This window comes from Verminephrobacter eiseniae EF01-2 (assembly GCF_000015565.1).
GTDB classification, from domain to species: Bacteria; Pseudomonadota; Gammaproteobacteria; order Burkholderiales; family Burkholderiaceae_C; genus Acidovorax; species Acidovorax eiseniae.
On the sequence record NC_008786.1, the window covers coordinates 2103531 to 2127031 of the forward strand.

At 68.9% G+C, this 23501-nt stretch carries 17 protein-coding genes, 1 other RNA gene and 3 pseudogenes; 13 read left to right on the plus strand and 8 right to left on the minus strand.

Annotated features, from left to right (window positions below; all coding sequences use genetic code 11):
- Nucleotides 1–6: 6 nt before the first annotated feature.
- From VEIS_RS09190 to VEIS_RS09215, 6 genes are all read left to right on the plus strand, one after another.
- Nucleotides 7–867 carry a carbohydrate ABC transporter permease gene (locus VEIS_RS09190; protein ID WP_011809639.1) on the plus strand — a complete coding sequence of 287 codons (861 nt, stop codon included), beginning with the start codon at nucleotides 7–9 and terminating at the stop codon, nucleotides 865–867.
- Nucleotides 867–1700 (plus strand): carbohydrate ABC transporter permease, encoded by an 834-nt coding sequence (locus tag VEIS_RS09195; protein WP_011809640.1) that lies wholly within the window; start codon nucleotides 867–869, stop codon nucleotides 1698–1700. The genes VEIS_RS09190 and VEIS_RS09195 overlap by 1 nt, the downstream gene beginning before the upstream one ends.
- 32 nt (nucleotides 1701–1732) lie before the next feature.
- The gene (locus VEIS_RS28465) at nucleotides 1733–2671 is read left to right on the plus strand and encodes an SDR family NAD(P)-dependent oxidoreductase (protein ID WP_011809641.1); all 939 of its coding nucleotides are present in this window, start codon (nucleotides 1733–1735) and stop codon (nucleotides 2669–2671) included.
- Nucleotides 2668–3783: a glycerol dehydrogenase gene (locus VEIS_RS09205; protein WP_011809642.1), complete on the plus strand. Its 1116-nt coding sequence runs from the start codon at nucleotides 2668–2670 to the stop codon at nucleotides 3781–3783. Before VEIS_RS28465 ends, VEIS_RS09205 begins: the two co-directional genes overlap by 4 nt.
- Nucleotides 3784–3811: 28 nt before the next feature.
- Nucleotides 3812–5557 (plus strand): acyl-CoA dehydrogenase family protein, encoded by a 1746-nt coding sequence (locus tag VEIS_RS09210; RefSeq protein ID WP_011809643.1) that lies wholly within the window; start codon nucleotides 3812–3814, stop codon nucleotides 5555–5557.
- A gap of 83 nt (nucleotides 5558–5640) precedes the next feature.
- Entirely contained in the window at nucleotides 5641–6612 is a 972-nt protein-coding gene (locus VEIS_RS09215) for a Bug family tripartite tricarboxylate transporter substrate binding protein (protein ID WP_011809644.1), read from the plus strand.
- A 144-nt stretch (nucleotides 6613–6756) separates the two neighbouring features.
- On the opposite strand, the gene VEIS_RS09220 is transcribed toward VEIS_RS09215, so the two are convergent.
- Both VEIS_RS09220 and VEIS_RS25890 read right to left on the minus strand, forming a co-directional pair.
- The gene (locus VEIS_RS09220) at nucleotides 6757–7023 is read right to left on the minus strand and encodes a BrnA antitoxin family protein (protein ID WP_011809645.1); all 267 of its coding nucleotides are present in this window, start codon (nucleotides 7021–7023) and stop codon (nucleotides 6757–6759) included.
- The gene (locus VEIS_RS25890) at nucleotides 6920–7255 is read right to left on the minus strand and encodes a BrnT family toxin (protein ID WP_011809646.1); all 336 of its coding nucleotides are present in this window, start codon (nucleotides 7253–7255) and stop codon (nucleotides 6920–6922) included. The genes VEIS_RS09220 and VEIS_RS25890 overlap by 104 nt, the downstream gene beginning before the upstream one ends.
- Nucleotides 7256–7470: 215 nt before the next feature.
- Between VEIS_RS25890 and VEIS_RS09230 the strand changes: the two genes are divergently transcribed.
- The 5 genes and pseudogenes from VEIS_RS09230 to VEIS_RS25900 all read left to right on the plus strand — a co-directional run.
- Nucleotides 7471–9150, plus strand: coding sequence for an MBL fold metallo-hydrolase (locus VEIS_RS09230; RefSeq protein WP_011809647.1), 1680 nt, complete (start codon nucleotides 7471–7473; stop codon nucleotides 9148–9150).
- Between the two features lie 30 nt (nucleotides 9151–9180).
- Nucleotides 9181–9975 (plus strand): RNA pseudouridine synthase, encoded by a 795-nt coding sequence (locus VEIS_RS09235; RefSeq protein WP_011809648.1) that lies wholly within the window; start codon nucleotides 9181–9183, stop codon nucleotides 9973–9975.
- 88 nt (nucleotides 9976–10063) lie between these two features.
- Nucleotides 10064–11425: pseudogene (locus VEIS_RS25895) on the plus strand (YjgN family protein); the annotation flags it as partial.
- A gap of 111 nt (nucleotides 11426–11536) precedes the next feature.
- Nucleotides 11537–12778 (plus strand): annotated as a pseudogene (locus VEIS_RS30400) (YjgN family protein); the annotation flags it as partial.
- Between the two features lie 141 nt (nucleotides 12779–12919).
- Nucleotides 12920–14258 (plus strand): annotated as a pseudogene (locus VEIS_RS25900) (DUF898 family protein); the annotation flags it as partial.
- Between the two features lie 127 nt (nucleotides 14259–14385).
- Here VEIS_RS25900 and VEIS_RS28470 read toward each other — a convergent pair.
- A complete protein-coding gene (locus VEIS_RS28470; protein ID WP_157048451.1) occupies nucleotides 14386–14553 on the minus strand; it encodes a hypothetical protein in 168 nt (55 codons plus the stop codon).
- A 13-nt stretch (nucleotides 14554–14566) separates the two neighbouring features.
- Between VEIS_RS28470 and VEIS_RS09245 the strand changes: the two genes are divergently transcribed.
- The gene (locus VEIS_RS09245) at nucleotides 14567–15826 is read left to right on the plus strand and encodes a YjgN family protein (RefSeq protein ID WP_011809651.1); all 1260 of its coding nucleotides are present in this window, start codon (nucleotides 14567–14569) and stop codon (nucleotides 15824–15826) included.
- A complete protein-coding gene (locus VEIS_RS09250) occupies nucleotides 15826–17022 on the plus strand; it encodes a M48 family metallopeptidase (RefSeq protein ID WP_011809652.1) in 1197 nt (398 codons plus the stop codon). Before VEIS_RS09245 ends, VEIS_RS09250 begins: the two co-directional genes overlap by 1 nt.
- A gap of 60 nt (nucleotides 17023–17082) precedes the next feature.
- Here VEIS_RS09250 and rnpB read toward each other — a convergent pair.
- From rnpB to VEIS_RS09270, 5 genes are all read right to left on the minus strand, one after another.
- Nucleotides 17083–17412: RNase P RNA component class A (rnpB, locus tag VEIS_RS25070), an RNA gene on the minus strand.
- 53 nt (nucleotides 17413–17465) lie between these two features.
- Entirely contained in the window at nucleotides 17466–18338 is an 873-nt protein-coding gene (locus VEIS_RS09255; RefSeq protein ID WP_011809653.1) for a BKACE family enzyme, read from the minus strand.
- Nucleotides 18335–20398 carry an acetyl/propionyl/methylcrotonyl-CoA carboxylase subunit alpha gene (locus VEIS_RS09260; protein ID WP_041949919.1) on the minus strand — a complete coding sequence of 688 codons (2064 nt, stop codon included), beginning with the start codon at nucleotides 20396–20398 and terminating at the stop codon, nucleotides 18335–18337. The genes VEIS_RS09255 and VEIS_RS09260 overlap by 4 nt, the downstream gene beginning before the upstream one ends.
- A gap of 260 nt (nucleotides 20399–20658) precedes the next feature.
- Nucleotides 20659–21843, minus strand: a complete 1185-nt coding sequence (locus VEIS_RS09265; protein ID WP_011809655.1) for an acyl-CoA dehydrogenase family protein — start codon at nucleotides 21841–21843, stop codon at nucleotides 20659–20661.
- Between the two features lie 41 nt (nucleotides 21844–21884).
- Entirely contained in the window at nucleotides 21885–23501 is a 1617-nt protein-coding gene (locus tag VEIS_RS09270) for an acyl-CoA carboxylase subunit beta (RefSeq protein WP_011809656.1), read from the minus strand.

Sequence of the window (23501 nt, forward strand, 5' to 3'; positions counted from 1 at the left end):
CGGGCGGTGAGTTCCAAAGCCACGATCTACAGCTTCCTGTGCGCGGGGCTGGCGTTGACGCTGGCGCTGATCGTGGCGCCGGCCATCCATGCGGTGGGCCTGAGCTTCTACGCGATGGACTCGTTCGTCGGCAGCGCCCGGTGGGTCGGGCTGGACAACTATGCCGCGGTGCTGCGCGAAGCGCAGTTTTGGCGCGCGCTGTGCAACGGCGCGCTCTATGCGCTGGCGAGCATCGCGCTGCAGGTGGCGCTGGGCATCGCCTGCGCGCTGGTATTGAACGAAAAATTCTTCGGGCGCAACCTGGTGCGCGGCCTGTCGATCCTGCCCTATCTGCTGCCCACCGTGGTGGTGATCCTGACCTTCAAGTGGATGGTCGATGGCAGCATAGGCATCGTCACCCGGATGGTCGCCGCGCTCGGCTGGCCGGCGATCCAATGGTTCGAAAGCCCCGGCGCGGCGATGGCCTCGACGGTGCTGGTCAGCGTCTGGATGTGGACACCGTTCGTCAGCACCTGCTTTCTTGCCGCGCTGCAAACCGTGCCGCCGGCACTGTACGAGGCGGCCCGGGTCGACGGCACCAACGCCGTGCAGCGCTTCTGGCACATCACATTGCCGATGCTGCGGCCCATCCTCACGGTGGTGGTGCTGCTGCGCGCGATCTGGATGTTCAACAAGTTCGACGTGATCTGGCTCCTGACGCGCGGCGGGCCGGTGGGCGCTACGGAGAACCTGGCGCTGCTGTCCTACCGCCACGCCTTTGGCCTGTTCGACATTGGCGGCGGCGCGGCGATTGCCACCATCTCGTTCCTGATCCTGTCGGCGGCGGTGCTGGTCTATTTCAGGATTTTTCCGCTGGAGGACGAGTGATGGCGCGCCCCGCAGCGATACCGGCGCGGATCGGCCTGTATGCCGCAGCGCTGCTGATCGCGGGCTATGCCGGCTTTCCGATCTACTGGATGATCGTCTCCAGCCTGCGCGAACCGGCGGCCTTGCTGAACCAGATCGAGCTGCTGCCGTCGCCGCTGTCACTGCAGTCGTACCGCAATCTGCTGGAGTTGACCGACTACCCGGCGCATTTCGCCAACAGCGCGATCGTGGCGCTGGTGACCGTGGCCGTCACCATGGTGTTCTCGGTGATGATCGCCTACGCGGTGACGCGCCAGCGCATCCGTGGCAAGAAACTGATCGTGGGCGCGATGCTGTACGCCTACATGTTCCCGCCGCTGCTGATCGCGATTCCGATGTACACGATCTTTGCGCAGTGGGGCCTGGGCGACACCCTGGCCGGATTGATCGCCGCGCATCTGACGCTGACGCTGCCGCTCGGGGTCTGGTTCCTGTGGGGCTTTTTCAAGAACATGCCGTTCGAGCTCGAAGAGGCCGCGATGGTCGATGGCTGCACCAGGCTCGGTGCTTTCGTGCGCGTGGTGCTGCCGCTGGCGCTGCCGGGATTGATCACCGTCTCGATTTTCTCGTTCCTGCTGTCGTGGACCGACTACACCTTCGCCCTGATCATGATCGGCAGCGACGCCAACAAGACGCTGCCGGTGGGGCTGGCCTCGATGCTCGGCTCGTTCGACCTGCGCTGGGGCGAGGTGATGGCCGGCGCCACGCTGATTGCGCTGCCGCTGTTCGTGGCGTTCGCGTTCCTGACGAAGTATTTCATCCAGGGGCTGGGCGCCGGGGCGGTCAAAGGTTGATGGAACCATCGGTCTGAACCCAAGGAGATGTGATGGACTTTGGCATAGCCGACAAGAAAGCGCTGGTCACGGGCGCCGCGCGGGGCATCGGCAGGGCCGAGGCGCAGGCGCTGGCCGCCGAAGGCGTGGCGCTGGCCATCAACGACATCGATGCGGCGGCGGCGCTGGCCTGCGCCGAGGCGCTGCGCCAGTGCGGCGCCAGGGCCGTGGCCTGCGCCGGCGATGTGGCCACGCCGGAAGGCGCCAGGCAGGTGGTGCAAGCGGCGCTGGAGCAACTCGGCGGGCTGCATATCCTGGTGTCGCGTCACCGATCAGATGTCGTAGGCTGCGCGCAGCCATCGGAGCGCAGCGCAAGGCGCATCGCGCAGCCAATACCGAGCGTATTGGCAAGCGATGCAACGCCGCGATGCGCTTCGATGGCCAGCGCAGACCGACAGATGATCGGTGACGCGACACCAGTCAACAATGCCGGGGCTGGTGGCCAGCATCTGGGGCGCAGCGTCCAGGAGATGCCGATCGAGGACTGGGACATCATCGTGCAAACCCATCTGCGCAGCAGCTTCCTGTGCAGCAAGTTCGCGCTGCCGGCGTTGCGGGCCAGCGGCTTTGGCCGCATCGTCAACACCTCGTCGATGAACGTCACTGGCGGCGGCCGGCCCGGCGTGGGCAATTATTCGGCGGCCAAAGCCGGTGTCATCGGCTTGACCCGCACGCTGGCCAAAGAGGTCGGCGCAGCCGGCATCACCGTCAATGCCATCGCGCCGGGCTATGTCGAGACCGCGCTGATTGCCGGATTTTCGCCGGCCAAGCGCGCCGTCGTGACCGGGCAAAATCCGCTGGGCCGGTTCTGCCGGCCTGACGAGGTGGGCGCTCTGGTGGCCTTTCTGTGCTCGGTGCAGGCCGCCTACATCAACGGCGCGCTGATCTGCATGGATGGCGGCAAGCGCGACTTTTTCTGGGCCGACACATGATCCGCGTCTTTGGCGGCCCGCACCGCTATTTGCAGGGGCCGGGCGCGCTGGCGGAACTCGCCGCGCTGGTGCCGATGTATGGCAAGCGGCCGTTCGTGGTGCTCGATGTGGCGCTGGCGGACACGCTGCGCGCGCGGCTGCAGGCCATGCTGCGCGATGTGGTCGAGACGATCCGCTTTGGCGTCTTCAGCGGCGAATGCACCGCCGCCGGCATCGACGCCATGGCGCAAGCGGCGGGCGCCGCGCAAAGCGATTTGGTGCTGGGCATCGGCGGCGGCAAGGCGATCGACACGGCCAAGGGCCTGCGCATCATTCGCGGTGGCGCTCTGATCGTGGTGCCGACCGTCGCTTCCAACGATGCGCCCACCAGCCGGCTCGTGGTGTTGTACCGCGAAGACCATGCGCTCAGCGAAGTCCGGATGATGCCGACCAACCCCGACGCGGTGGTGGTCGACAGCGCCATCATCGCCGCCGCGCCCCGGCGCTTTTTCGTCGCCGGCATCGGCGACGCGCTGAGCAAGAAGTTCGAGGTCGAGCAATGCGAGCGTGCCGGGGGCCTGAATTTCTACCAGGCCCGCCCGACCGCGCTGGCCGTGATGATCGCCGACCAGTGCTACCGCACCTTGCGCGCGCACGCGCTCGATGCGCTCGAAGCGGTGGCGCGCAAGACGCCGAACGAGGCCCTGGAGCGGGTGGTCGAGGCGACCATCCTGTCCAGCGGGCTGGCGTTCGAGAGCGGCGGCTTGTCGATCGCGCACGCGCTGACCCGGGGCTTTTCGGCCATCTCCGCGCTACAGGGCGCGTTGCATGGCGAGCAGGTGGCTTTCGGTCTGCTGGTGCAACTGTGCCTGGAACGGCGCGCGCCAGCGTTCATCGCCGAACTCAAAGCCTTCTACCGCCAGGCGGGTCTGCCGGTGGGCCTGTCCGGCCTCGGCCTGGTGGCCGACAAAGACCAGGCCATCCGTACCATCGCGCAGCGCACCGTGGCCGACGCGCCCTATGTGCAACAGTTTCAGACCCGCGTCGACGCGCAGCAGCTTGCGCAGGCCATCGCACAGGCCGATCGCGGGCCGGCGGACGAACCGGGCCACGGGCCGGGCACCGGCCGATGACATGACGGGCAGACGACAGGAGATGAGCATGACGAGCATGACGAGCACCCACCCCGTGCCAGATCGCCACGGGCAGAACCTCTTTACCAGCGACACGCAACTGCACGGGCTGCTGGCGCTGTACCTGCCGCCCGATCTGCTGCGCCATATGCAGCCGCATTTCGAGCGCCTGGGCGCGCTCGCCGGGGGCCGCCTGGATGCGCTGGCGCAGGTGGCCGACCAGAACCCGCCCCGGCTCGAACACCGCACGCGCACCGGCATCGACGCGCAGCGCATCGTCAAGCACCCGGCCTATGTCGAGATGGAGCGCATGGCGTTCAGCGAATTCGGCCTGGCCGCGATGTCGCACCGCCAGGAGACCTTGGGCTGGAAGGGCCGGATGCCGCCCATCGTCAAGTACCTGCTGACCTACCTTTTCGTGCAGGCGGAGTTCGGCCTGTGCTGCCCGGTCTCGATGAGCGATTCGCTGGCCCGCACGCTCGGCAAGTTCGGCAGCCCGGAACTGATCGGGCGCTTTTTGCCGCGCTTGCAAGCGCTCGATTTCGACCAGTTGGCCCAGGGCGCGATGTTCATGACCGAGCAGGCCGCCGGCTCCGACATCGCAGCCACGCAAACCCGCGCCTGGCAAGACGGGCAGGGGCTATGGCGCCTGAGCGGCGACAAGTGGTTTTGCTCGAACCCGGACGCCGATTTGGCGATGGTGCTGGCCAGGCCCGATGCGGCGCCGGCCGGCATGCAGGGCCTGTCGCTGTTCCTGCTGCCGCGCCGGCTCGAAGACGGCAGCGCCAACCACTACCGCATCATCCGGCTCAAGGACAAGCTCGGCACGCGCTCGATGGCCAGCGGCGAGATTCGGCTCGAAGGCGCCGTCGCCTACCTGGTGGGCCAGGCGGGCCGGGGCTTTCAGCAAATGGCCGACATGGTGAACAACTCGCGCCTGTCCAACGGGGTGCGCGCCGCCGGCCTGATGCGCCGCGCGCTGGCCGAGGCCGAGTTCATTGCCAGCGAGCGCCTGGCCTTTGGCCAGCGCCTGGCGGACATGCCGCTGATGCAGCGCCAACTCGACAAACTGCGCCTGCCCACCGAGCAGGCGCGCAGCATGGTGTTTCAGACGGCGCAGGCGCTGGCGCGCGCCGACGGCGGTGATGCCGGCGCCTATGCGCTGCTGCGCATCCTGACCCCGCTGATCAAGTTCCGCGCCTGCCGCGATGCGCGCAAGGTCACCGGCGACGCGATGGAGGTGCGCGGCGGCTGCGGCTACATCGAGGAGTGGAGCGACCCGCGCCTGGTGCGCGATGCCCATCTGGGCTCGATCTGGGAAGGCACCAGCAACATCGTGGCGCTGGACGTGATGCGCGCCATCCGGCGCGAGCAGGCGCTGCCTGCGCTGCAGCGCCACTTTGGCGCCTTGCTGGAGCAAACGGCCGTGGCGCCGGCTTTTTCTGCCGCGTTGGGCGCTGCGCTCACGCGCGCTGCGGCCCTGGCCAGCACGGCCGCGCAGGCTGACGGGGCCGGCATTGCGCGCCAGGCCGCATCGGCGCTGTACCACAGTTGCAGCGCGATTGCGATGGCCTGGGAGGGTGTGCGTTGCGGCTCGGAGCAGCGCATCCGCTGGGCGCAGTCGGTCTTGCTGCACCGCGTGCTGCCGCGCGACCCGCTGGCCGTTGCCGCGCTGCCGGCGAGTTGGGCATCGGCTGGCGCCACCACGACGGCCGCCACGGCCGCCGCCGCAGTCGCCGCCACGGCCACCGTCACGCAGCCCGTGTCGGCCTGAGCGCAGCGCCATTCCCGGCGCTGCTGTTCAGCGTCGTTTCCCGGCGCCGCTTTTCATCTGTAAAACACCGGAGACATTCCCCCATGCAACGCCGCACCACCTTGCTCATCGCCTGCGCGCTGGCCCTGCCCCTGCTGCCCGCGCAGGCGGACAGCCTGGCCGACAGGCCGATCACGCTGGTCGTGCCCTTCCCGCCGGGCGGCCCGACCGACGCGATGGCGCGCACGCTGGCCGCCTCGATGAAAGACCTGCTCGGCCAGACCATGGTGGTGGAAAACCGCGCCGGCGCCGGCGGCAACATCGGGGCCGAGTACGTGGCGCGCGCTGCGGCCGACGGCCAGACGCTGCTGTTTGGCACCTCGGGCCCGCTGGCCATCAACGCCAGCCTGTACCGCAAGATCGGCTACGACCCGGTCAAGAGCTTTGCGCCCGTGATACAGGTCGGGCACCTGCCCAATATCCTGGTGGTGCATCCGGCGGTGCCGGTGCACAACGTCAAGGAACTGCTGGCCTACGCGAAGGCCCACCCGGGCCGGCTCAGCTATGCCTCCTCGGGCAATGGCGCCTCCTCGCACCTGGCCGGCGTGCTGTTCAACGCCAGCGCCGGCGTTCAGTTGCAGCACATCCCGTACAAGGGCACGGGGCCGGCGCTCAACGACCTGCTCGGCGGCCAGGTCAGCATGAGCTTTACCGACGTGCTGACCGCCGCGCCCTACGTCAAGGCCGGCAGGTTGCGCGCGCTGGGCATTGCCACCGCGGCACGCTCGCAGGTGCTGCCCGATCTGCCCAGCATTGCCGAGCAGGGCCTGGCCGGCTACGACGTGAGCGTCTTCTTTGGCATCGTCGCGCCCGCCCAGACACCGCCAGAGCGCGTGCGCCAACTCAACCGCGCTTTCGCCCAGGTGCTGGCCGCGCCCGAGGTGCGGCAGAAATTCGCCGCCCAGGGGCTGGAGCCGGCGCCGGCCTCGACGCCCGAGCAACTGGGCCAATTCATCCCCGCGCAAATGGCGCTGTGGTCCGCCGTGGTGCGGCAATCGGGCGCGCAGCTCGATTGATTCCATTCCTCGATCATCCGTGCACTTTGCCGGCTTCGCTTGCCGTGCATTCGTGCTGTCGGCGCTTCGCCTTCGCGTTCACGTTCACGAACGATTCAGAAATGGCATGGGGGCCGAGGTCCGTGGGTTCAGCCCGGATGAAATTCAGGCCCGATGCGCTGCCACCCAGTCTTTCAGTGCATCGTTCATGCGCGTTTGCCAGCCGCTTCCGGTCGCTTTGAAGGCCTCGATCACATCGGCATCGAAGAGAATGGTCAACAACTGCTGGGGCCGTGCCAGGCGCGGCCTGCCACGGTGCACGAGCTTGTCACCCGGGTACTCGTCGGCGCGCTCGAAAAACTCGTCGCCGAGTTCTGGCGCATCGTCCGGCCCAGGCGAGGCGGCGGGTGTATTTTGTGATTTCGCGTTCATTGGCTTTCCTCATGCTGATGATGCGGCGAGCTTCGCCGCATGGTGCCCAGACCATGGCGACCATCCGGCAATCGAGCAGGCCAACCGTGACCAAGCGCGGTTCGCCCCAGGGTTCGCGCAAGTCTTCCGCCGTGCAGTGGCGCCCGGCGAAAACCTCACTGGCGCGGGCACAGTCCCAACCGCGCTGCCGCAATGTCCCGTCTTGCCTGTCAGAGTCGTATCCGATCTGCATGGCGCCATCGTAGTGGCGTTGAGTGGCGTTGCCTCTGGCGCTCCGTGTCGTGGCCTGGCGGATCTACCGGCATGCGCCGCTGGCGCCGGGGGATGAATTCATCGGGCGCCCAGGGGGGCGCTTGGGGCGCCGCGCCTGCCGCGCCTGCCGCGAATTCCTCGAGCGCCCGTTTTCCCCGATCGCCCGTGGCGTGCCAGAGTGACGATAATGGCGCGATGCCCCGCACCACCCAACAACTGCACCCCCACCGCGAGCCTGTGGCCACCCGGGCGGCAGCCACCGTGCTGCTGCTGCGCGATGCGCCGGATGCAGCGGGCGCTGGCGGGCTTGAAGTGCTGATGACCCGGCGCTCGGCCCAGGCCAGCTTTGCGCCCGGCGCCTATGTCTTTCCCGGCGGCGGCATCGACGCGCTCGACGCCGGCGCGCATGCCGCCGCCGACCGCCGTGCCACGCAAAGCGAACTGCAACTGACGCAGGCCATTGCCGCGATCCGCGAGAGCTTCGAAGAACTCGGCGTGCTGCTGGCGCGCCATGCCGATGGCCGCATGGCCGATGCGCAGGACATTGCCGCCATGGCCCGCCACCAGCCGTTCGTCGCACAGTGCCAGGCCCGCGGCCTGCGGCTGGCGGCCGACAGCGTTTACCTGCTGGCCCACTGGACGGCCGACCGCGACCTGCCGCGCCGCTTCGAGGTGCCGTTTCTGGTCGCCCGCATGCCCGAGGGGCAAACGCCGGTGGCCGACGAGGCCGAGCAGTTCGAGCCGCTGTGGGTGCGCCCTGCCGACGCGCTGGCACGTCACGAGGCCGGGCAGTTCTTCATGATCTTTCCGACCATCCGCACGCTGCAACGCCTGTCCCGGTTTGCCGACACCCAGGCCGTGCTCGACGCCGTGGCGCAAGAAAAACCGCTGTGGGTGAGCTGCCCGCGCGCCGGCATCCTGGCGGGCAAGCAGGCGCGCTACATGGAAGACGATCCACCGTTTGGCGAGCTGGCGCTGGTCTGCCCCGATGGGCAAATCGTGCATCCGCTCGACTGGCAGAGCGAGCGCGTGGTGCCGCTGCTGAAAAACCTGCAACGCCTGACGGCCCCCAACCCGGGCGTGATGACCGGCCCCGGCACCAACAGCTACCTGCTCGGCGAGCCGGCCACGGGCTTCATCGCCATCGACCCCGGCCCGGCCGATGCAGAGCACCTCGACCGGCTCTGGCGCGCTGCCGGCGGCGACATCCGCATGATCGTCTGCACCCACTCGCACCCCGACCACGCGCCCGGCGCCGCCCCGCTGCAAGCGCTGTGCCGGCGGGCCGGGCGCGCAGCGGTGCCGATCCTGGGGCTGCCATCGGCGCCCACGGCACGCGCGGCCAGCCAGTTCACACCCGACAGGGTGCTGCAAAACGATGAACTGCTGGTGCTGGAGCACCGAGCGCCCGATGGCCAGACCACGACCCACACCCTGCAGGTGATCCACACCCCCGGCCATGCCGCCAACCACCTGTGCCTGCTGCTGCTGGAAGACAGCCTGCTGTTCAGCGGCGACCACATCCTCAATGGCAGCACCACGGTGGTCGATCCGCCCGACGGCAACATGGCCGATTACCTGGACTCCCTGGATCGGCTCGATGCGTTGTGCGCAGCGCATGGTGTCGAATTCATCCTGCCCGCGCACGGCTATGTGCTGGGCGCGGCGCGCACTGCGATTGCCCGCCTGAAGGCGCACCGGCTCGCGCGCGAGGCCAAGGTGCTGGCCGCGATGCAGGCGCTGCCCCAGGGCAGCATCGACGACTGGGTGCGCCAAGCCTATGACGATGTGCCGCCGCGCATGTGGCCCGTGGCCCAGCGCTCGCTGCTGGCCCATGTGGAGCGCATCCGCGCATTGCAGCCCGGCAACGGCTGACGCCGCCCCAGCACGGCCTTGCCCGGCGCCATGACCGAGAACCAGCCCGACCCGGGCCTGCTCCGCCTGACCCGGCGCGTGGCCCGGCAATTGAACTGCTCGCGCAGCACCGCCGAGCAGCTGATAGAAAACGGCTGCGTCAGCGTGCAAGGCCAGGTGGTGCAAGCCCCCGGCGCGCGCGTGAGCGCGCAGCAGAACGTGACGGTGGCGCAAGACGCCGCGCTGCCCGACCCCCGCCCCGTCACCTTGCTGCTGCACAAACCCGCAGGCTTTGCCGCCAGCAGCGCCGCGCCACCGGACGGGCCGCAGGCCAGCGCGCTGCTGCATGCCGCCTCGCACCTGGCTGAAGACGCCTCGGGCATGCGCGTGCTGCCGCGCCACTTCCTGCACCTGGCCTGCCTGACGCCGCTGCCGACCGAGGCCAGCGGCCTGGTGGTCTACACGCAGGATCGGCGCCTGGCGCGCGTTTTTGCGCAAGATTTCGCGCAAGACATGGCGCTGCGCCAGCCCGCGCAACAGACGCACTCGCCGGAGCAGGAATGCATCGTGCAAGTGGCCGGCACGATCGCCCCCGACGGCTTGCAGCGCCTGCGCCAGGGCCTGTTGTTGGACGGCCTGCGGCTGCCGCCGATCCGCGCGAGCTGGCAAAACGAAACCCGGCTGCGTTTTGCGCTCAAGGGCGTGCGGCCCGGGCAGATCCCGGCCATCTGTGCGGCCGTGGGCCTGACGGTGGAGGCCATCAAACGCATCCGCATCGGCCGCGTGGCGCTGGCCAGGCAGCCACCGGGGCAGTGGCGCTACCTGCTGCCATGGGAGAGGTTCTGACCGGCCTGCGGCAGGCAACTGTTACATTGTGTGCCAGCCCGGAGGCAAGCCAATGTACCCCCACCCAGCCAGCGGCGCAGCCGAATCGATGCCAAGCCCGCTGCCCCAGGAGATCGAAGCCCACCCGTTGGCGTTCACCGGCAGCGGCGGCGCGTATTTCCAGGTGTGGATCGTCAACCTGCTGCTGTGCTGCGTGACGCTGGGCCTGTACATACCCTGGGCACGCCGCCGCACGGCCCGGTATTTCTACCGCCACACCCTGGTGGCCGGCAGCCCCCTCGAATTCACCGGACGACTGCGCGTGCCGGTGCCCGGCTTGGCGCTGGTGGCCATGCTCGTCCTGGGCTGGGGCATCGCCTGGAGCCTCGGGCTGTTCTGGAAATTGGATATTTGCCTGGCCTACGACTCTGCCCGGAGCGGCGGGCCGTGCCAGAAGATCACGGCAGGGTTTCTGGCCGGTTTTCTGCTGAGCATCGTGCTGCTGGCGCCCCTGGTCTGGGGCAGCGCGATGCGCTTTCGCCTCGATGCGACACGCTGGCGCGGCCTGCGTCTGCAATCGGCGGCCAGTTGGCGCGACATCTACCGCGCCAGTTGGCCTTTGTGGGTGCTGGCACTGTCGTGGCTCGGCCTGTACCTGGCCCGATCCGCCACTGGCGCGATGCCGATCGGCCGCCAGGTGCTGGCGCTGTTGCCGGCGGGCCTGATGGGCATGTTCTGGCAAGGCGCCGGACTGACCGATACCCTGGCGAAGGTCTTCAAGGCAAAAATCGTCACCTCCGACGGGCTCGCATGGCTGCTGCTGGGCCTGATGCTGGCGCTGCTGTGCCTCGCGCGGCTGGACTACGACTACAGGCGGCTGCGGGTGTGCAAGGCCCAATCGGGCGCCGGGCAGGGCCACTGGAGGCAGCCGGAGTACCGGGACTGCGTCAATGTCTGGCTGGCTGCGGTGGCGCTGTTCGTGCTGAGCGCGCCCATGCTGGGCATGCTGGTCGGCGCGGCACTGAACGCCGTGCTGCCGAAAGACGCCTGGGTCTTCATCCTCTTCGGGGTCATGGCGACCATGGGCAAGTTCTACCAGCTGATCTTCAAGGACCCCACGGATGTCGTGGTCGTCGGGTCGATTTTGTTCCTGCTGTTGCTGGTGCTGTCGGCACCCGCCCGTGCGTACCGCGAGGCACGGATGTTCCAACTGATGTGGAACCACATCGGCATCGGCCAGGTGGCGCGCTTCAAATGCCGGTTGTCCAGCGTCGACTTTGTGCTGGCGCGCTTCGGGAACCTGCTGCTGACCCTGCTCACGCTCGGGCTGTACCGCCCGTTGGCGCGCGTCAGCGAATACCGGATGAAGCTCGAATCGGTGACCCTGTATGTCAAGGGCGGTGCCGGGCAGGTGGCTGGCGCTCCCGACGATGCGCGCGCCGGCGACGCGGCGGGTCGGGACTCGATCGGGCACGCAGCGCCCCGCGACCCGGCCCATGACGCGGGCCTTGCCGCCGGGGCGCAGGCCAGCGGCGCGCCCGAATCGGCGCCCATCCTGGTGCCAGGCCCGGTGCCAGGCGCGATGCCACGGAACGGCTATACCCACCCGCTGGCGTTCACCGGCGGCACGGGCGCGTATTTCCGGGTGTGGATCGTCAACCTGCTGCTGTGCTGCGTGACGCTGGGCCTGTACACGCCCTGGGCGCGCCAGCGCACGGCGCAGTATTTCTACCGCCACACCCTGGTGGCCGGCAGCCCCCTCGAATTCACCGGACGACCGCGTGGGCAGGTGCTGGGCTTTGTGCTGCTGCTCCTGCTGTGGCTGCTGCTCATGCTCGCGCTGGCCTCCGGCATCCTCTGGAGCGCTTGGCTGCACCAGATGCTGCGGTGGATCCCGATTTTCGACCTGCGGATCAAAGGCGACGAGTTGCCCTGGCTGTTCCGGGCCGCCGAATGGATCCCGACTTTCGGCATCTTCGCAAGCATCGGCCACAAGAGCATGGCCGTGCCTGTGCTGGCCGGTGCGGCGCTGCTGCCCTGGGTCTGGGGCAGTGCGATGCGCTTTCGCCTCGGCGCCACCCGCTGGCGCGGGCTGCGTCTGCAATTTGCCAGCCATTGGCGCGAGATCTACGGCGGCAGCGGACTTTTGTGGGTGCTGGCGCTGCTGTGGGGGGGGCTGTCCTGGAGTCTGTACTTTGGTTTTGGTCCGCAACCTTTTTCGATGCCCGAACTGCTGGCCGACAAGCCAGCCATCGCCAGGTTCACGGTCATGATCGCCTGGCTGCTGGGCGCGGCGCTGACGCTGCTGTGCCTTTGCCGCCTCGACTACAACCGCCTCGACCTGCTGTTGCGCAAGACCCGGGTGGGCGCCGAGCCGGTGCGCCACAAGAGGCCGGTGCTCCCGAACGTCATGGAGACCTGGCTGGTCACGGTGATGCTGTGCATGCTGGGCCTGTCGCTGGGTTTCGTGGTCTGGAAATGCCTGCCGGGCGGCTACTTCGACAAACCCCCATTTTTCGGGGTGGGGCGCAGCCGCAACGGCTCGGCGAGCGTCATGTCCGTGCTGTACAGGGTCGTGATCGTTGTGCTGCCGCTGCTGCTGTTGTCGGCCCCCGCCCGGGCGTACCGCGAGGCGCGCATGTTCCAACTGGTGTGGAACGGCATCGGCGTCAACCAGGCCGCGCACTTCAAATGCCGGTTGTCCAGCGACCGCTTTGTGCTGCTGCGCATCCAGAACCTGCTGCTGACCCTGCTCACGCTCGGGTTCTACCGCCCGCTGGCGCGCTTGAGCGAATACCGGATGAAGCTCGCATCGGTGACGCTGCATGTCACCGGCGATCTGGACCAAGTGGCCGGCGCCATGCTGCGCCAGCAGACGGGCCTTGGTGCCGTGCCGGACTTCTCGGGCCGGCGCGCGCTGCGGCACTACTTGCAGCGCGCGCAATGGCTGGCGCCGCTTCGGCGCCTGGTGCACAAGCTCGGGCCGGAAAGCCCGATACCGGAAGGCGGCAAACTCCCCCCTCTGGCGTTCATCGGCAGCGCTGGCGCGTATTTCCCGGTGTGGCTCGTCAATGTGCTGCTGTGCTGCGTGACGCTGGGCCTGTACGCACCCTGGGCACGCCGCCGCACGGCCCGGTATTTCTACCGCCACACCCTGGTGGCCGGCCGCCCCCTCGAATTCACCGGACGACCGCGCCCGATGCTGCTGATCTTTGTGCTGCTGCTCCTGCTGGCTTACGGCGCCATGGCCAGTTTGTCCACTTTGATCTATCTGATCTATGAAAGAGGAGAGCTCGCGCTCTATGGCATGGCCGAAGGAGCAACCTTTTCGGCCTACGACATCACCGGGACATTCGGGCAGAACCTGGCCGTGGCATCGTTTGTGCTGGTCGGTGCGGCGCTGGCGCCCTTCTTTTGGGGCCATGCGATGCGCTTTCGTCTCGGGGCCACAGTCTGGCGCGGCCTGCATCTGCAATTTGCCGCCGGCTGGCGCGAGGTCTACCGCGCCAGCCGGCCGCTGAGGGTGATGGCGCTGTTGTGGACGGGCCTGTTCCTGTACATGCGGACGCTGGTGCCCGGGCTGGCCGATTCGTTCCTCACCTGGCGCGCATTGGTGTTGCCGGCCTTGGTGCTGACGCTGCTGTGCAGCATCCGCCTCGACTACGACAGCAAGAGTCTGCTGGCGCGCAATGTCTGGCTGGGCGCCGGGCAAGTCCGCTGGACGCCGGTGTACAGGGACTTCGTGAATGTCTGGCTGGCCACGGTGGTGCTGTTCATACTGTGCATGCCGGGCTTCGTGGCACTGAACGCGGTGCTGACGGGCGGCATCTTCGACCTGCTCGCCCGATTGCCTGTGCGCATGCCCCCCCGCACCGGCCTCACATGGTTCGTGCTTCTCGACTGGTTCCAGGAAACCCGCAGCCGCGTGTGGTTCGTGCTCACGATGGCGCTCTTTGGCCTGAGCAACTTTCTGCTGCTGATGCTGGTATCGACACCCGCCCGGGCGTACCGCGAGGCGCGCATGTTCCAACTGCTGTGGAACGGCATCGGCATCGGCCAGGCGGCGCACTGCAAATGCCGGCTGTCCAGCATCGGCTTTGTGCTGGCGCGCATCGGGAACCTGCTGCTGACCCTGCTCACGCTCGGGCTGTACCGCCCGTTTGCGCGCGTCAGCGAATACCGGATGAAGCTCGAATCGGTGACCCTGCATGTTGCCGACGGCGGTGTCGAGCAACTGACCGGGGCGCCAGCAGCCGGGCCTCGGTGATGCGCGTGCCGACACGGCGGGGCCGGGCCGGATCGGGGTGATGCAGCGCTGCGCCATCCGATCCCTGGCGGCTGCCTTGCTGCCATGCCGGGGCGTTGCCGGGATGGCTTGGGGCGGCCTCCATGCCCGGCCGCCTGTCCGATAGGCCGCTGTTACACTGCGCGTCAGCCTAGTGCCGCGTCACCGATCATCTGTCGGTCTGCGCTGGCCATCGAAGCGCATCGCGGCCTTGCATCGCTTGCCAATACGCTCGGTATGGGCCGCGCGATGCGCCTTGCGCTGCGCTCCGATGGCTGCGCGCAGCCTACGACATCTGATCCGTGACACGACACGAGGGAGAATCCGATGCACCCACATCCAGCCAGTGGCGCGGCCGAGTCGGCACCAAGCCCGGCGCCACGAGACACCGAAGCCTACCCGCTGGAGTTCACCGGCAGCGCAGGCGCGTATTTCCGGGTGTGGATCGTCAATCTGCTGCTGTGCTGCGTGACGGTCGGCATCTACACGCCCTGGGCCCGCCGCCGCACGGCGCAGTATTTCTACAGCCACACCCTGGTGGCCCATAGTCCCCTCGAATTCACCGGACGACTGCGCTCGATGGTGCTGGGCTTCGTGCTGGTGCTGCTGCTCCTTCTGGCCCGCGACATCGCCTCGATCACCGGGCAGAAACTGGTCGTGACGCTGCTGCTGCTGGCCGCTGCGGCGCTGGTGCCCTGGGCCTGGGGCAGCGCGATGCGCTTTCGCTTCAGGGCCACCCGCTGGCGCGGCCTGCGTCTGCAGTTTGCCGCCCGTTGGCGCGAGGTCTACCGCGCCAGTTGGCCCCTGTGGATGCTGGTGCCGCTGTGGTGGGTCCTGCTCCTGGGCCTGAAGTGGCTGGCGCCGGAAATGCCCAATGCCCCGGAGCCGAACGAGAAAACCACCGGCGTCACGCCCGCCGGGGGCGCGTGGCTGCTGCTCGGTCTGGTGCTGACGCTGCTGTGCATCATCCGCATCGACTACAACTGCAAGAACCTGCTGGTGTGCAAGGCCCGATGGGGCGCCGAGCAGGGCCACTGGAAGCTGGTGTACATGGACTTCGTGAAGGTTTGGCTGGCCTCGGTGGCGCTGTTCATGCTGTGCGTGCTGGGCTTTTGGGCACTGAGCGTCGTGCTGACGGGCCAGCTTTTCGGCGTGCTCGCCTGGTTGTTCGGGCGAGCGGACCCACGCACCGATCCCCTGTCGTTGGTGCTCACCATGCTGATCATTTACATCGTTGGCGCCCTGCTGGCGCTGCTGTTGTCGGCGCCCGCCCGGGCGTACCGCGAGGCACGCATGTTCCAACTGGTCTGGAACCACATCGGCATCGGCCAGGTGGCGCGCTTCAAATGCCGGTTGGCCATCGGCCGCTATGTGCTGCTGCGCATCAGGAACCTGCTGCTGGTCTTGCTCACGCTGGGGTTCTACCGCCCGTATGCGCGGGTCAGCGAATACCGCATGCGGCTCGAATCGGTGACCCTGTATGTCAACGGCGGCGTCGAGCAGGTGGTCGGCGCGATGGTGCGCCAGCAGCCTGGCGGCCTCGGTGACGCGCTCGCCGACGCGGTGGGCCTGGACTTGATCGGGTGATGCAGCGTCCTGCGTCCGCGTCTTTCACGGGCGCCCTGCTGCCGGGGCGCTGGTTCGACGGCCTGAGCAGCCGTGCCCGGCCGGTGCTGGTGGGCCTGCAAGCCACGCCCGAGGGGCCGGCGCTGATGCTGCATCCGCTGTCATGCCCGGACGCTGCGCCGAATGTCTTCGGCCATGCCGAGGTGGACTGGCCCGAAACCTGGGACCTGTCGGCGCAACGCTGCGTGGTGCTCGATCTGCGCGAGCAGGGCAGCCTGGAGATCGATGCGCCGGGCCAATGGCGCGCCGCCCTTGCGGCCTGCGGCCAGCGCCCCGGCATTGCGCAGCGCATGCAGACCCGCTGGCCCTGGTTGCTGGGCATGGGCGCCGTGGCGGCCATCGGCCTGGCGCTGGTTTTCCGCTACGGCACGCCCTGGGTGGCCACGCAGCTCACGCGCTGGGTGCCCTTGGCCTGGGAGCGCAGCGTGGCCGAACGAGCGCTCGAGCAGCTCGAGCGCGGCCCGCTCAGGCCCTCGCAGCTTCCGCAGGAGCGGCAGGCGCAGTTGCGCGCGCGTTTCGCTGCGCTGGCCCGGCAGCCGCCGCCCGGCCTGCTGCGCTACCCCGGATACCGGCCGCAGTGGGCGCTGGAGTTTCGCTCCGGCATCGGCGCCAACGCCTTTGCGCTGCCCGGCGGCCAGGTGGTGCTGAGCGACCAGATCGTGCGGGCCGCTGCCGCCAACGGTCTGGATGACAACGCGCTGCTCGGCGTGCTGGCCCACGAGATCGGCCATGTGATGCAGCGCCACGGCACCCGCAATTTGGTGCAGCAGGGGGTGCTCGGCATGGGGCTGGGCTTGGCGCTGGGCGATATGTCCGGCATGCTGGCCGCCAGCGCTTACGCGCTCACGAGCCTGGCCTACAGCCGCGACCATGAACGCGAGGCCGACTGCTACGCGCTCGCCCTGATGGGCTATCTGGCCTTGCCGACGGCGCCGATGGGCCAGTTGCTGCTGGGCATTGCGCAGGATGAGCAGGCGCAGGCCAAGGACGAGGACCCGTCCGGCATCGAGGCGCGCGCCAGCGCCGAAGCCGCAGGCCGGCGCCACCAGGAAACCAGCGGGCCGCACCCGGCCTGGTCGCTGCTGAGCACCCATCCGGACACCGCGCAGCGCGCCATGCAACTGCAACGGGCAGACATGCCGCATTGCGCGCCGTAGGGTGGATGGCGGATGGCGGATGGCGGATGGCGGATGGCGGATGGCGGATGGCGCGACCGAGTGTGAAGCGCGCCGATAAGCCGGATTCTGTGCGCTGCGGTGACCCGCAGCGTGACCGCCATCGATCTGGGCCGGGTGTCGCCACCACGGCTCGGTGCTACCTACCCGCCAGCTCTGCGGAACCACATCGACGCTGGCCTACTTGGTATTGCTGCGCGTAGAGATTGCCCGTTTCACCCGGGGCGCGTTGCCGCCCCCCGACTCGTCTCTGTTGCTCTGATCCTCACCTCGCGGTGGGCAGCCGTTAGCTGCTACGCTGTCCTGTGCAGTCCGGACGTTCCTCCAGTGCCTGGTTTCCCAGATTGCACCAGCGGCGGTCTGGCGCGCTTCACGGCGCGGATTATCGTTCATGCGGCGCGCCGGTGGCGCAGTCCGCCGCCGTTTCATGCGCCCGGCAACCCCAGCATCGCGCGCGCCTCTTGCGCCGTGGCCACTTCGCGGCCGGCGTTGCGGGCGCAGCGGGCCAACTGCTCGATCAGCGGGCCGTTGGAGTCCACCCGGGTGCCGTCGGGCAGGTAGAACAGGTCTTCCAGTCCGCTGCGCAGATGCCCGCCCAGCTCGGCCACGCGCTGGTGCACGGGCCAGACCTCGGCGCGGCCGATCACGGTGGCTTGCCAGGGGGCGCCCGCAATGGTGAGCCGCAGCAGGATGGGCAGCAGGTCCGGGTCGGCGGGCATGCCGGATTCGACGCCCATCACGAAGTTGTACGCGGGCCGCCCCCGGGTGTAGATGCCGGTCTGAACGTACATCTGCACGCAGCGCACGATGCCCAGGTCGAAGCATTCGAATTCGGGCAATGTGCCGGTCTCGGCCATCACGTCGATGAAGTCCTTGACCTTGGCCGGCGGGTTGTCGAACAGCATCGGCGGCCAGGCCCAACTGCCGTTGCTGCGCACCTTCAGGTAGTTCAGCGAGCCGGCGTTGCAGGCCGCCATTTCGGGCCGCGTCGCGCGCAGGCAGGCGATCGGGCCTTGGCAATGCGGGCCGACCACGCCGGTGCTCTGGTTGATGATCAGGCCGGGGCAGGCTGCGCGCATGGCCTGCACGCAGTCGAGCGCCACCTGCGGCTCCCACGATGGCAGGTGGCCCTTGCCGGGCGCTTGCTGGCGAAAGTGCACATGCACCACGGTGGCGCCCGCATCGCAGGCGCGGCGCGCCTCGCGGGCGAGTTGCCCGGGGCTGACGGGCACGGGGTGCTGCCCGGGGTCGGTCAACACGCCGGTGATGGCGCAGGTGATGATGGCCTTGTCGTTCATGGGGCTGTCTCCGGTGGTAATGCCGCTGCCGCCGCAAAGCGCGCCAGAACCTGGCCGGGCGACACCTGCTGGCCAGGGCCGACCAGCAACTCGGCCAGCGTCGCGGCGTCGGGGCTGGCCAGGCGGTGTTCGAGCTTCATGGATTCGATGACCACCACGGTCTCGCCCGCCGCCAGCGCCTGCCCCACGCTGGCGGGCAGGGCCAGCACGCGGCCGTTGCAGGGGGCGCGCAGTTCGCTGGCGTTGCCGGCCGCGCCCAGGCCGGTGCCGGCATCCGCGCCCGTGGCCGGCTCCCAGGATGCGTCTTGCACCCAGCCGTCGACGCTGCCGGCCTGCCAGTGCCAGCGCAGCGCGCCCACCGGCACGGCGCGCACGTCGTGCACCGTGCGCACGAGGTCATTGCCAGGCCCGCCCGGGTTGCCTGCGCCATCGGCCGCGCGCGCCAGGGTGCAGCGCATGCTGCCATCGGGCTGCGGTGTGAGCCGTAGCTCGGTGCTGCTGCCGGTCTGCCCGATCTGTAGCCGCCCGGCTCCGCACTCGCGCACGGTCAGCCGGTGCAACTGCCCCTGGTGGCGCAACTGCAGCGGCCGGGCCAGGCCGCAAGGCAGGGCCGATGCCGCAGCGTTTTCTGCATATATGGCCGATAGCGCAGATGGAATGATGACCTGTAGCTCATTTTTCAATAGCGCCTGACGCAAATCATGCAGCGCCCCGTCCGGTTCGCGCAGAAACGACACCAGCGCCTGTCCGCTGCGGAACCGGGGGTGATCCAGGCAGGCCGCAAGCAATGCGCGGTTGGTCGGCAGGCCCAGCACGCTGGTGCCATCGAGCGCGCGCACCAGCGCGGCAATGGCCTGCTCGCGTGTGGGCGCGTGCATGATCAGTTTGCCGAGCATCGCGTCGTAGTGGGGCGGGATGTCGCTGCCTGGCTCCAGCGCATGGTCGATGCGCAGCGCGCCGGATGCGGCGCGCCCGAACAGCGTGGCCGGCGGTGTGCTCCAGTGCAGCACGCGCCCGGTGTGCGGCTGAAATTGCGCGTCTTCGGCGTACAGCCGCACTTCGATCGCATGGCCCTGCAGCGCCACCTGGTGCTGCGCCAGCGCCAGCGGCTCGCCGCGCGCCACGCGCAACTGCCACTCCACCAGGTCCAGCCCGGCGAGGGCTTCGGTCACCGGGTGCTCCACCTGCAGGCGGGTGTTCATCTCCAGCAGAAAAAACTGCCCCTCCTCGAGCAAAAACTCCACCGTGCCCGCGCCCACATAGCCCGCAGCGCGCGCCAATGCGACGGCGCAAGCGCCCAGGCGCTCGCGCAGCGCGGCATCGACGGCCGGGCTGGGCGATTCTTCGATGAGTTTCTGGTGGCGCCGCTGCACCGAGCAGTCGCGCTCGCCCAGGTGGATGCAGGCGCCATGCGCGTCGGCAAAGACCTGCACCTCCAGATGGCGCGGGTGCAGCAGCGCGCGCTCGATCAGCAAATCGCCGCAGCCAAAACCGGCCAGCGCCTCCGAGCGCGCACTGGCCAGCGCGGCGGGCAACTGCGCGGCATCGGTCACCAGCCGCAGGCCCCGCCCGCCGCCGCCGGCGACGGCCTTGACCATCAGCGGATAGCCCGTGCGCCGGGCCTCGGCGGCAAAGCGCTCCGGGCTTTGGTCTGCGCCCGCATAGCCCGGCAGACAGGGCACGGCGTGCGCCGCCGCCAGCGCCTTGGCCGCCGCCTTGTTGCCCAGTGCGCGAATGGCCGCCGGCGGCGGGCCGACCCAGAGCAGGCCCGCATCCAGCACGGCCTGGGCAAAGTCGGCGTTCTCGCTCAGAAAGCCGTAGCCGGGGTGCAGCGCATCGGCGCCGGTGGCGCGCGCTGCGGCCAGCAGTTTGTCGCCGCGCAGGTAGCTGTCGGCGCTGGCCGCGCCGCCCAGCGCGACGGCCTGCGTGGCCTCGCGCACATGAAGGGCCTGCGCGTCAGGGTCGGAATGAACGGCCACGGTGGCAATGCCCATCGCGTGGGCGGTGTGGATCACCCGGCGGGCGATCTCGCCGCGATTGGCGACCAGCAGTTTTTTCATGGGCCGTGCCCGCGCGCCAAGACCCCCGGCGCATCCGTCGGTGTCAGCCGCTGCGCAAGTTGCACGGATGCGGGATTCAGCCATGGCGGCTCACGGGAGTGGCTTGGCCTTCGGCGGCGGTGCGAGCGCCTTCGGGCGGCCGTGCGGCGCTGATTGGACCCCTGCCCACGGTGTGACGGATGGAAGGTGGCATGACCGGCGATGGGTTCGTTTTCCGATGCGGCGGCGGCCATCGGCATGGTTTGGCCCGCGCCCCATGTTCAATGCCCGGGCCGCTTGGCAATCCCCATGGTCTTGGCGATGATGCCCAGCATCACCTCGTCCGCGCCGCCGCCGATCGAGGCCAGCCGGCCGTCGCGGTACATGCGCGCGACCTTGTTCTCCAGCGTGTAGCCCATGCCGCCCCAGAACTGCAGGCAGGTGTCGGGCACGGTGCGGTTGAGCCGGCCGGCCTTGAGTTTGGCCATGCTGGCCAGTTCCAGCACATCCTGCCCGGCCACATACAGGTCGCAGGCGCGGTAAGTGAGCGCGCGCAGGGCCTCGACCTCGGTTTTCAGCTCGGCCAGCTTGAACTGCACCCACTGCTGGTCGGCCAGCGCACCGCCAAAGAGTTGGCGCTGCCGGGCCCATTCGATGGTCCAGTCGATGCAGTGGGTCAGCGTTTCGAGCGTGCTGGCCGCGCACCACAGGCGCTCTTGCTGAAACTGCTGCATCTGGTAGACGAAGCCCTGGCCTTCGGCGCCGATGCGGTAGCGCTGCGGCACGCGCACTTCATCGAAATGGAGCAGCCCGGTGTCGCTGCTGTGCATGCCGATCTTGCGGATCTTCTGCGCGATCTGCACGCCCGGGGTCAGCTTGCCGCCGGGGCCGGCGCGCAGCGGCACGATCACCAGGCTTTTGTTCTTGTGCGCGCTGCCGCTGCCGCTGTCGGTGTTGACCAGCATGCACATCCAGTCGGCCTGCAGGCTGTTGGTGATCCACATCTTCTGGCCGCTGATCAGGTAGTCGGCGCCATCCTTGCGCGCCACGCTGCGGATGCCCGCGACATCGCTGCCGGCGTCCGGCTCGCTCACGCCGATGCAGCCGACCATGTCGCCGGCTATCGCCGGGGCCAGGAATTGCTGCTTGAGCTCCTCGCTGCCGTGGCGGGCCAGCGCCGGGGTGCACATGTCGGTCTGCACGCCAATGGCCATCGGCACGCCGCCGCAGTGGATATGGCCCAGGGTCTCGGCCATCGCCAGGCTGTACGAGTAGTCCAGCCCCGCGCCGCCATAGGCTTCGGGCTGGCACAGGCCGAGAAACCCGAGCCGGCCCAGTTTTTTGAAGATCTCGTGCGCGGGGAAGATCTCGGCCGCCTCCCAGTCGTCGACATGGGGGTTGATCTCCTCGTCGATGAAGCGCTTGAGGCTGTCCTGGATTTCGCGGTGCTGGTGTGTGAACTGCATGGTGCTTGTCTCCGTGGGGTGCGCGGGCAGGCGGCGCGCATTCACATGCGCGCCACCCCGAACTGCAGGGGCCGCAGCGTGCGCGCTGCGCCTTCGGCGATGGTGGTCAGGCACAGGGCCAGCACGGCGCGCGTGTCGCGCGGGTCGATCACGCCGTCGTCGAGCAGCAGGCCGCTGGTGTAGAGCGCGTCGGCCTGGGTCTCGAACCGGGCCACGATCTGCTCGAACCGGGCTTGCGACTGGGCCGCATCGGGCACGCGGCCTTTGCGTGCCAGCGCCGCATCGGTCACGATCTGCATCGTGCGCGCGGCCTGCTCGCCGCCCATCACGGCGGTTTTGGCGCCCGGCCAACTGAACAAAAAGCGCGGCGCAAAGCCGCGCCCGCACATGCCGTAGTTGCCGGCGCCGAAGCTGGCGCCGCACTGTATGGTGAGCTGTGGCACCGTGGCCTGGGTCACGGCCTGGAGCATCTTGCTGCCATGCTTGATCATGCCGCCTTGCTCGCTGTCCTTGCCGACCATGTAGCCGGTGGTGTTTTGCAGGTAGATCAGGGGCTGGCCCAACTGGCACATCCACTGGATGAAATGCGTGGCCTTGTTGGCGCCGGCCACGTCGATGGGGCCGTTGTTGCTGACCAGGCCCACCGGGTGGCCGGCAATGCGCGCCTGTGCGCAGACGGTGGCCGCGCCATGGCGCGCCTTGAATTCCAGCAGTTCGGAGCCGTCCACCAGGCGCGCGATGACTGCGCGCATGTCCACGGGCTGGCGCAGATCCTCGGGCATCAGGGCCAGCAGGTCATCGGCGGGCAGCAGGGGTTCGGCGCCGTGGCCGGGCGCCTGGCGTTGCCGTCCCCAGCCGGTGGCCGCGAGCAGTTCGCGCGCCAGACCTATGGCGTGGCGGTCGTCCTGCGCCAGGTATTCACCCAGGCCCGACAGGGTGGTGTGCATGTCGGCGCCGCCGAGCTCTTCCTCGGTGGCGCGCTCGCCGGTGGCGGCGGCCAGCAGCGGCGGGCCGGCCAGAAAAGCCCGCGAGCGGCCCCGCACCATGATCACCACGTCCGACAGGCCCGGCATGTAGGCGCCGCCCGCCGTGCCCGAGCCATGCAGCACCGTGATCACCGGAATGCCCGCCGCCGACAGCCGCGCCAGATTGCGAAACAGGCGGCCGCCATGCACGAAGCCTTCGACGCGGTAGCGCATCAGGTTGGCGCCCGCGCTCTCGACCAGGTGCACAAAGGGCAGGCGGTTTTGCAGCGCGATTTGTTGCACGCGCAGGATTTTCTCCAGCCCCATCGGCTGCATCGCACCGGCCTCGATGCCCGAGTCGCTGGCCAGCACCATGCAGCGCACGCCCGCCACCACACCGATGCCCGCGATCTGACCGCCGCCGGGCACGGATTGCTGCGGGTCCGGAATGTCTTGCAAATAGCCCGCCAGCGCGGCCAGCGGCAGCCAGGGCGCGCCCGCGTCGAGCAGCAGCGCAACGCGCTGGCGCGGCAGCAACTGCCCGCGCTGGTCAAACTGCGCTTGCGCGCGCGCCGATGCGGCTGCGGCGCGCTCGTGCAGCGCGTGCAGCGTCGCCAGGCGCGCCAGCAGCGCGGCGCGGCGCGCCTGCGCCTGTGCCGTGGCGGCGTTGAAGCGGCAGGCAAAGGCGGCCAT

What these genes read in the sequence shown, in the direction of transcription:
- VEIS_RS09195 (WP_011809640.1), top strand. Translation starts at nt 867, where the DNA reads ATGGCGCGCCCCGCAGCGATACCGGCGCGGATCGGCCTGTATGCCGCA.
- VEIS_RS28465 (WP_011809641.1), top strand. Translation starts at nt 1,733, where the DNA reads ATGGACTTTGGCATAGCCGACAAGAAAGCGCTGGTCACGGGCGCCGCG.
- VEIS_RS09205 (WP_011809642.1), top strand. Translation starts at nt 2,668, where the DNA reads ATGATCCGCGTCTTTGGCGGCCCGCACCGCTATTTGCAGGGGCCGGGC.
- VEIS_RS09210 (WP_011809643.1), top strand. Translation starts at nt 3,812, where the DNA reads ATGACGAGCATGACGAGCACCCACCCCGTGCCAGATCGCCACGGGCAG.
- VEIS_RS09215 (WP_011809644.1), top strand. Translation starts at nt 5,641, where the DNA reads ATGCAACGCCGCACCACCTTGCTCATCGCCTGCGCGCTGGCCCTGCCC.
- VEIS_RS09220 (WP_011809645.1), bottom strand. Translation starts at nt 7,023, where the DNA reads ATGAACGCGAAATCACAAAATACACCCGCCGCCTCGCCTGGGCCGGAC.
- VEIS_RS25890 (WP_011809646.1), bottom strand. Translation starts at nt 7,255, where the DNA reads ATGCAGATCGGATACGACTCTGACAGGCAAGACGGGACATTGCGGCAG.
- VEIS_RS09230 (WP_011809647.1), top strand. Translation starts at nt 7,471, where the DNA reads ATGCCCCGCACCACCCAACAACTGCACCCCCACCGCGAGCCTGTGGCC.
- VEIS_RS09235 (WP_011809648.1), top strand. Translation starts at nt 9,181, where the DNA reads ATGACCGAGAACCAGCCCGACCCGGGCCTGCTCCGCCTGACCCGGCGC.
- VEIS_RS09245 (WP_011809651.1), top strand. Translation starts at nt 14,567, where the DNA reads ATGCACCCACATCCAGCCAGTGGCGCGGCCGAGTCGGCACCAAGCCCG.
- VEIS_RS09250 (WP_011809652.1), top strand. Translation starts at nt 15,826, where the DNA reads ATGCAGCGTCCTGCGTCCGCGTCTTTCACGGGCGCCCTGCTGCCGGGG.
- VEIS_RS09255 (WP_011809653.1), bottom strand. Translation starts at nt 18,338, where the DNA reads ATGAACGACAAGGCCATCATCACCTGCGCCATCACCGGCGTGTTGACC.
- VEIS_RS09260 (WP_041949919.1), bottom strand. Translation starts at nt 20,398, where the DNA reads ATGAAAAAACTGCTGGTCGCCAATCGCGGCGAGATCGCCCGCCGGGTG.
- VEIS_RS09265 (WP_011809655.1), bottom strand. Translation starts at nt 21,843, where the DNA reads ATGCAGTTCACACACCAGCACCGCGAAATCCAGGACAGCCTCAAGCGC.
- VEIS_RS09270 (WP_011809656.1), bottom strand. Translation starts at nt 23,501, where the DNA reads ATGGCCGCCTTTGCCTGCCGCTTCAACGCCGCCACGGCACAGGCGCAG.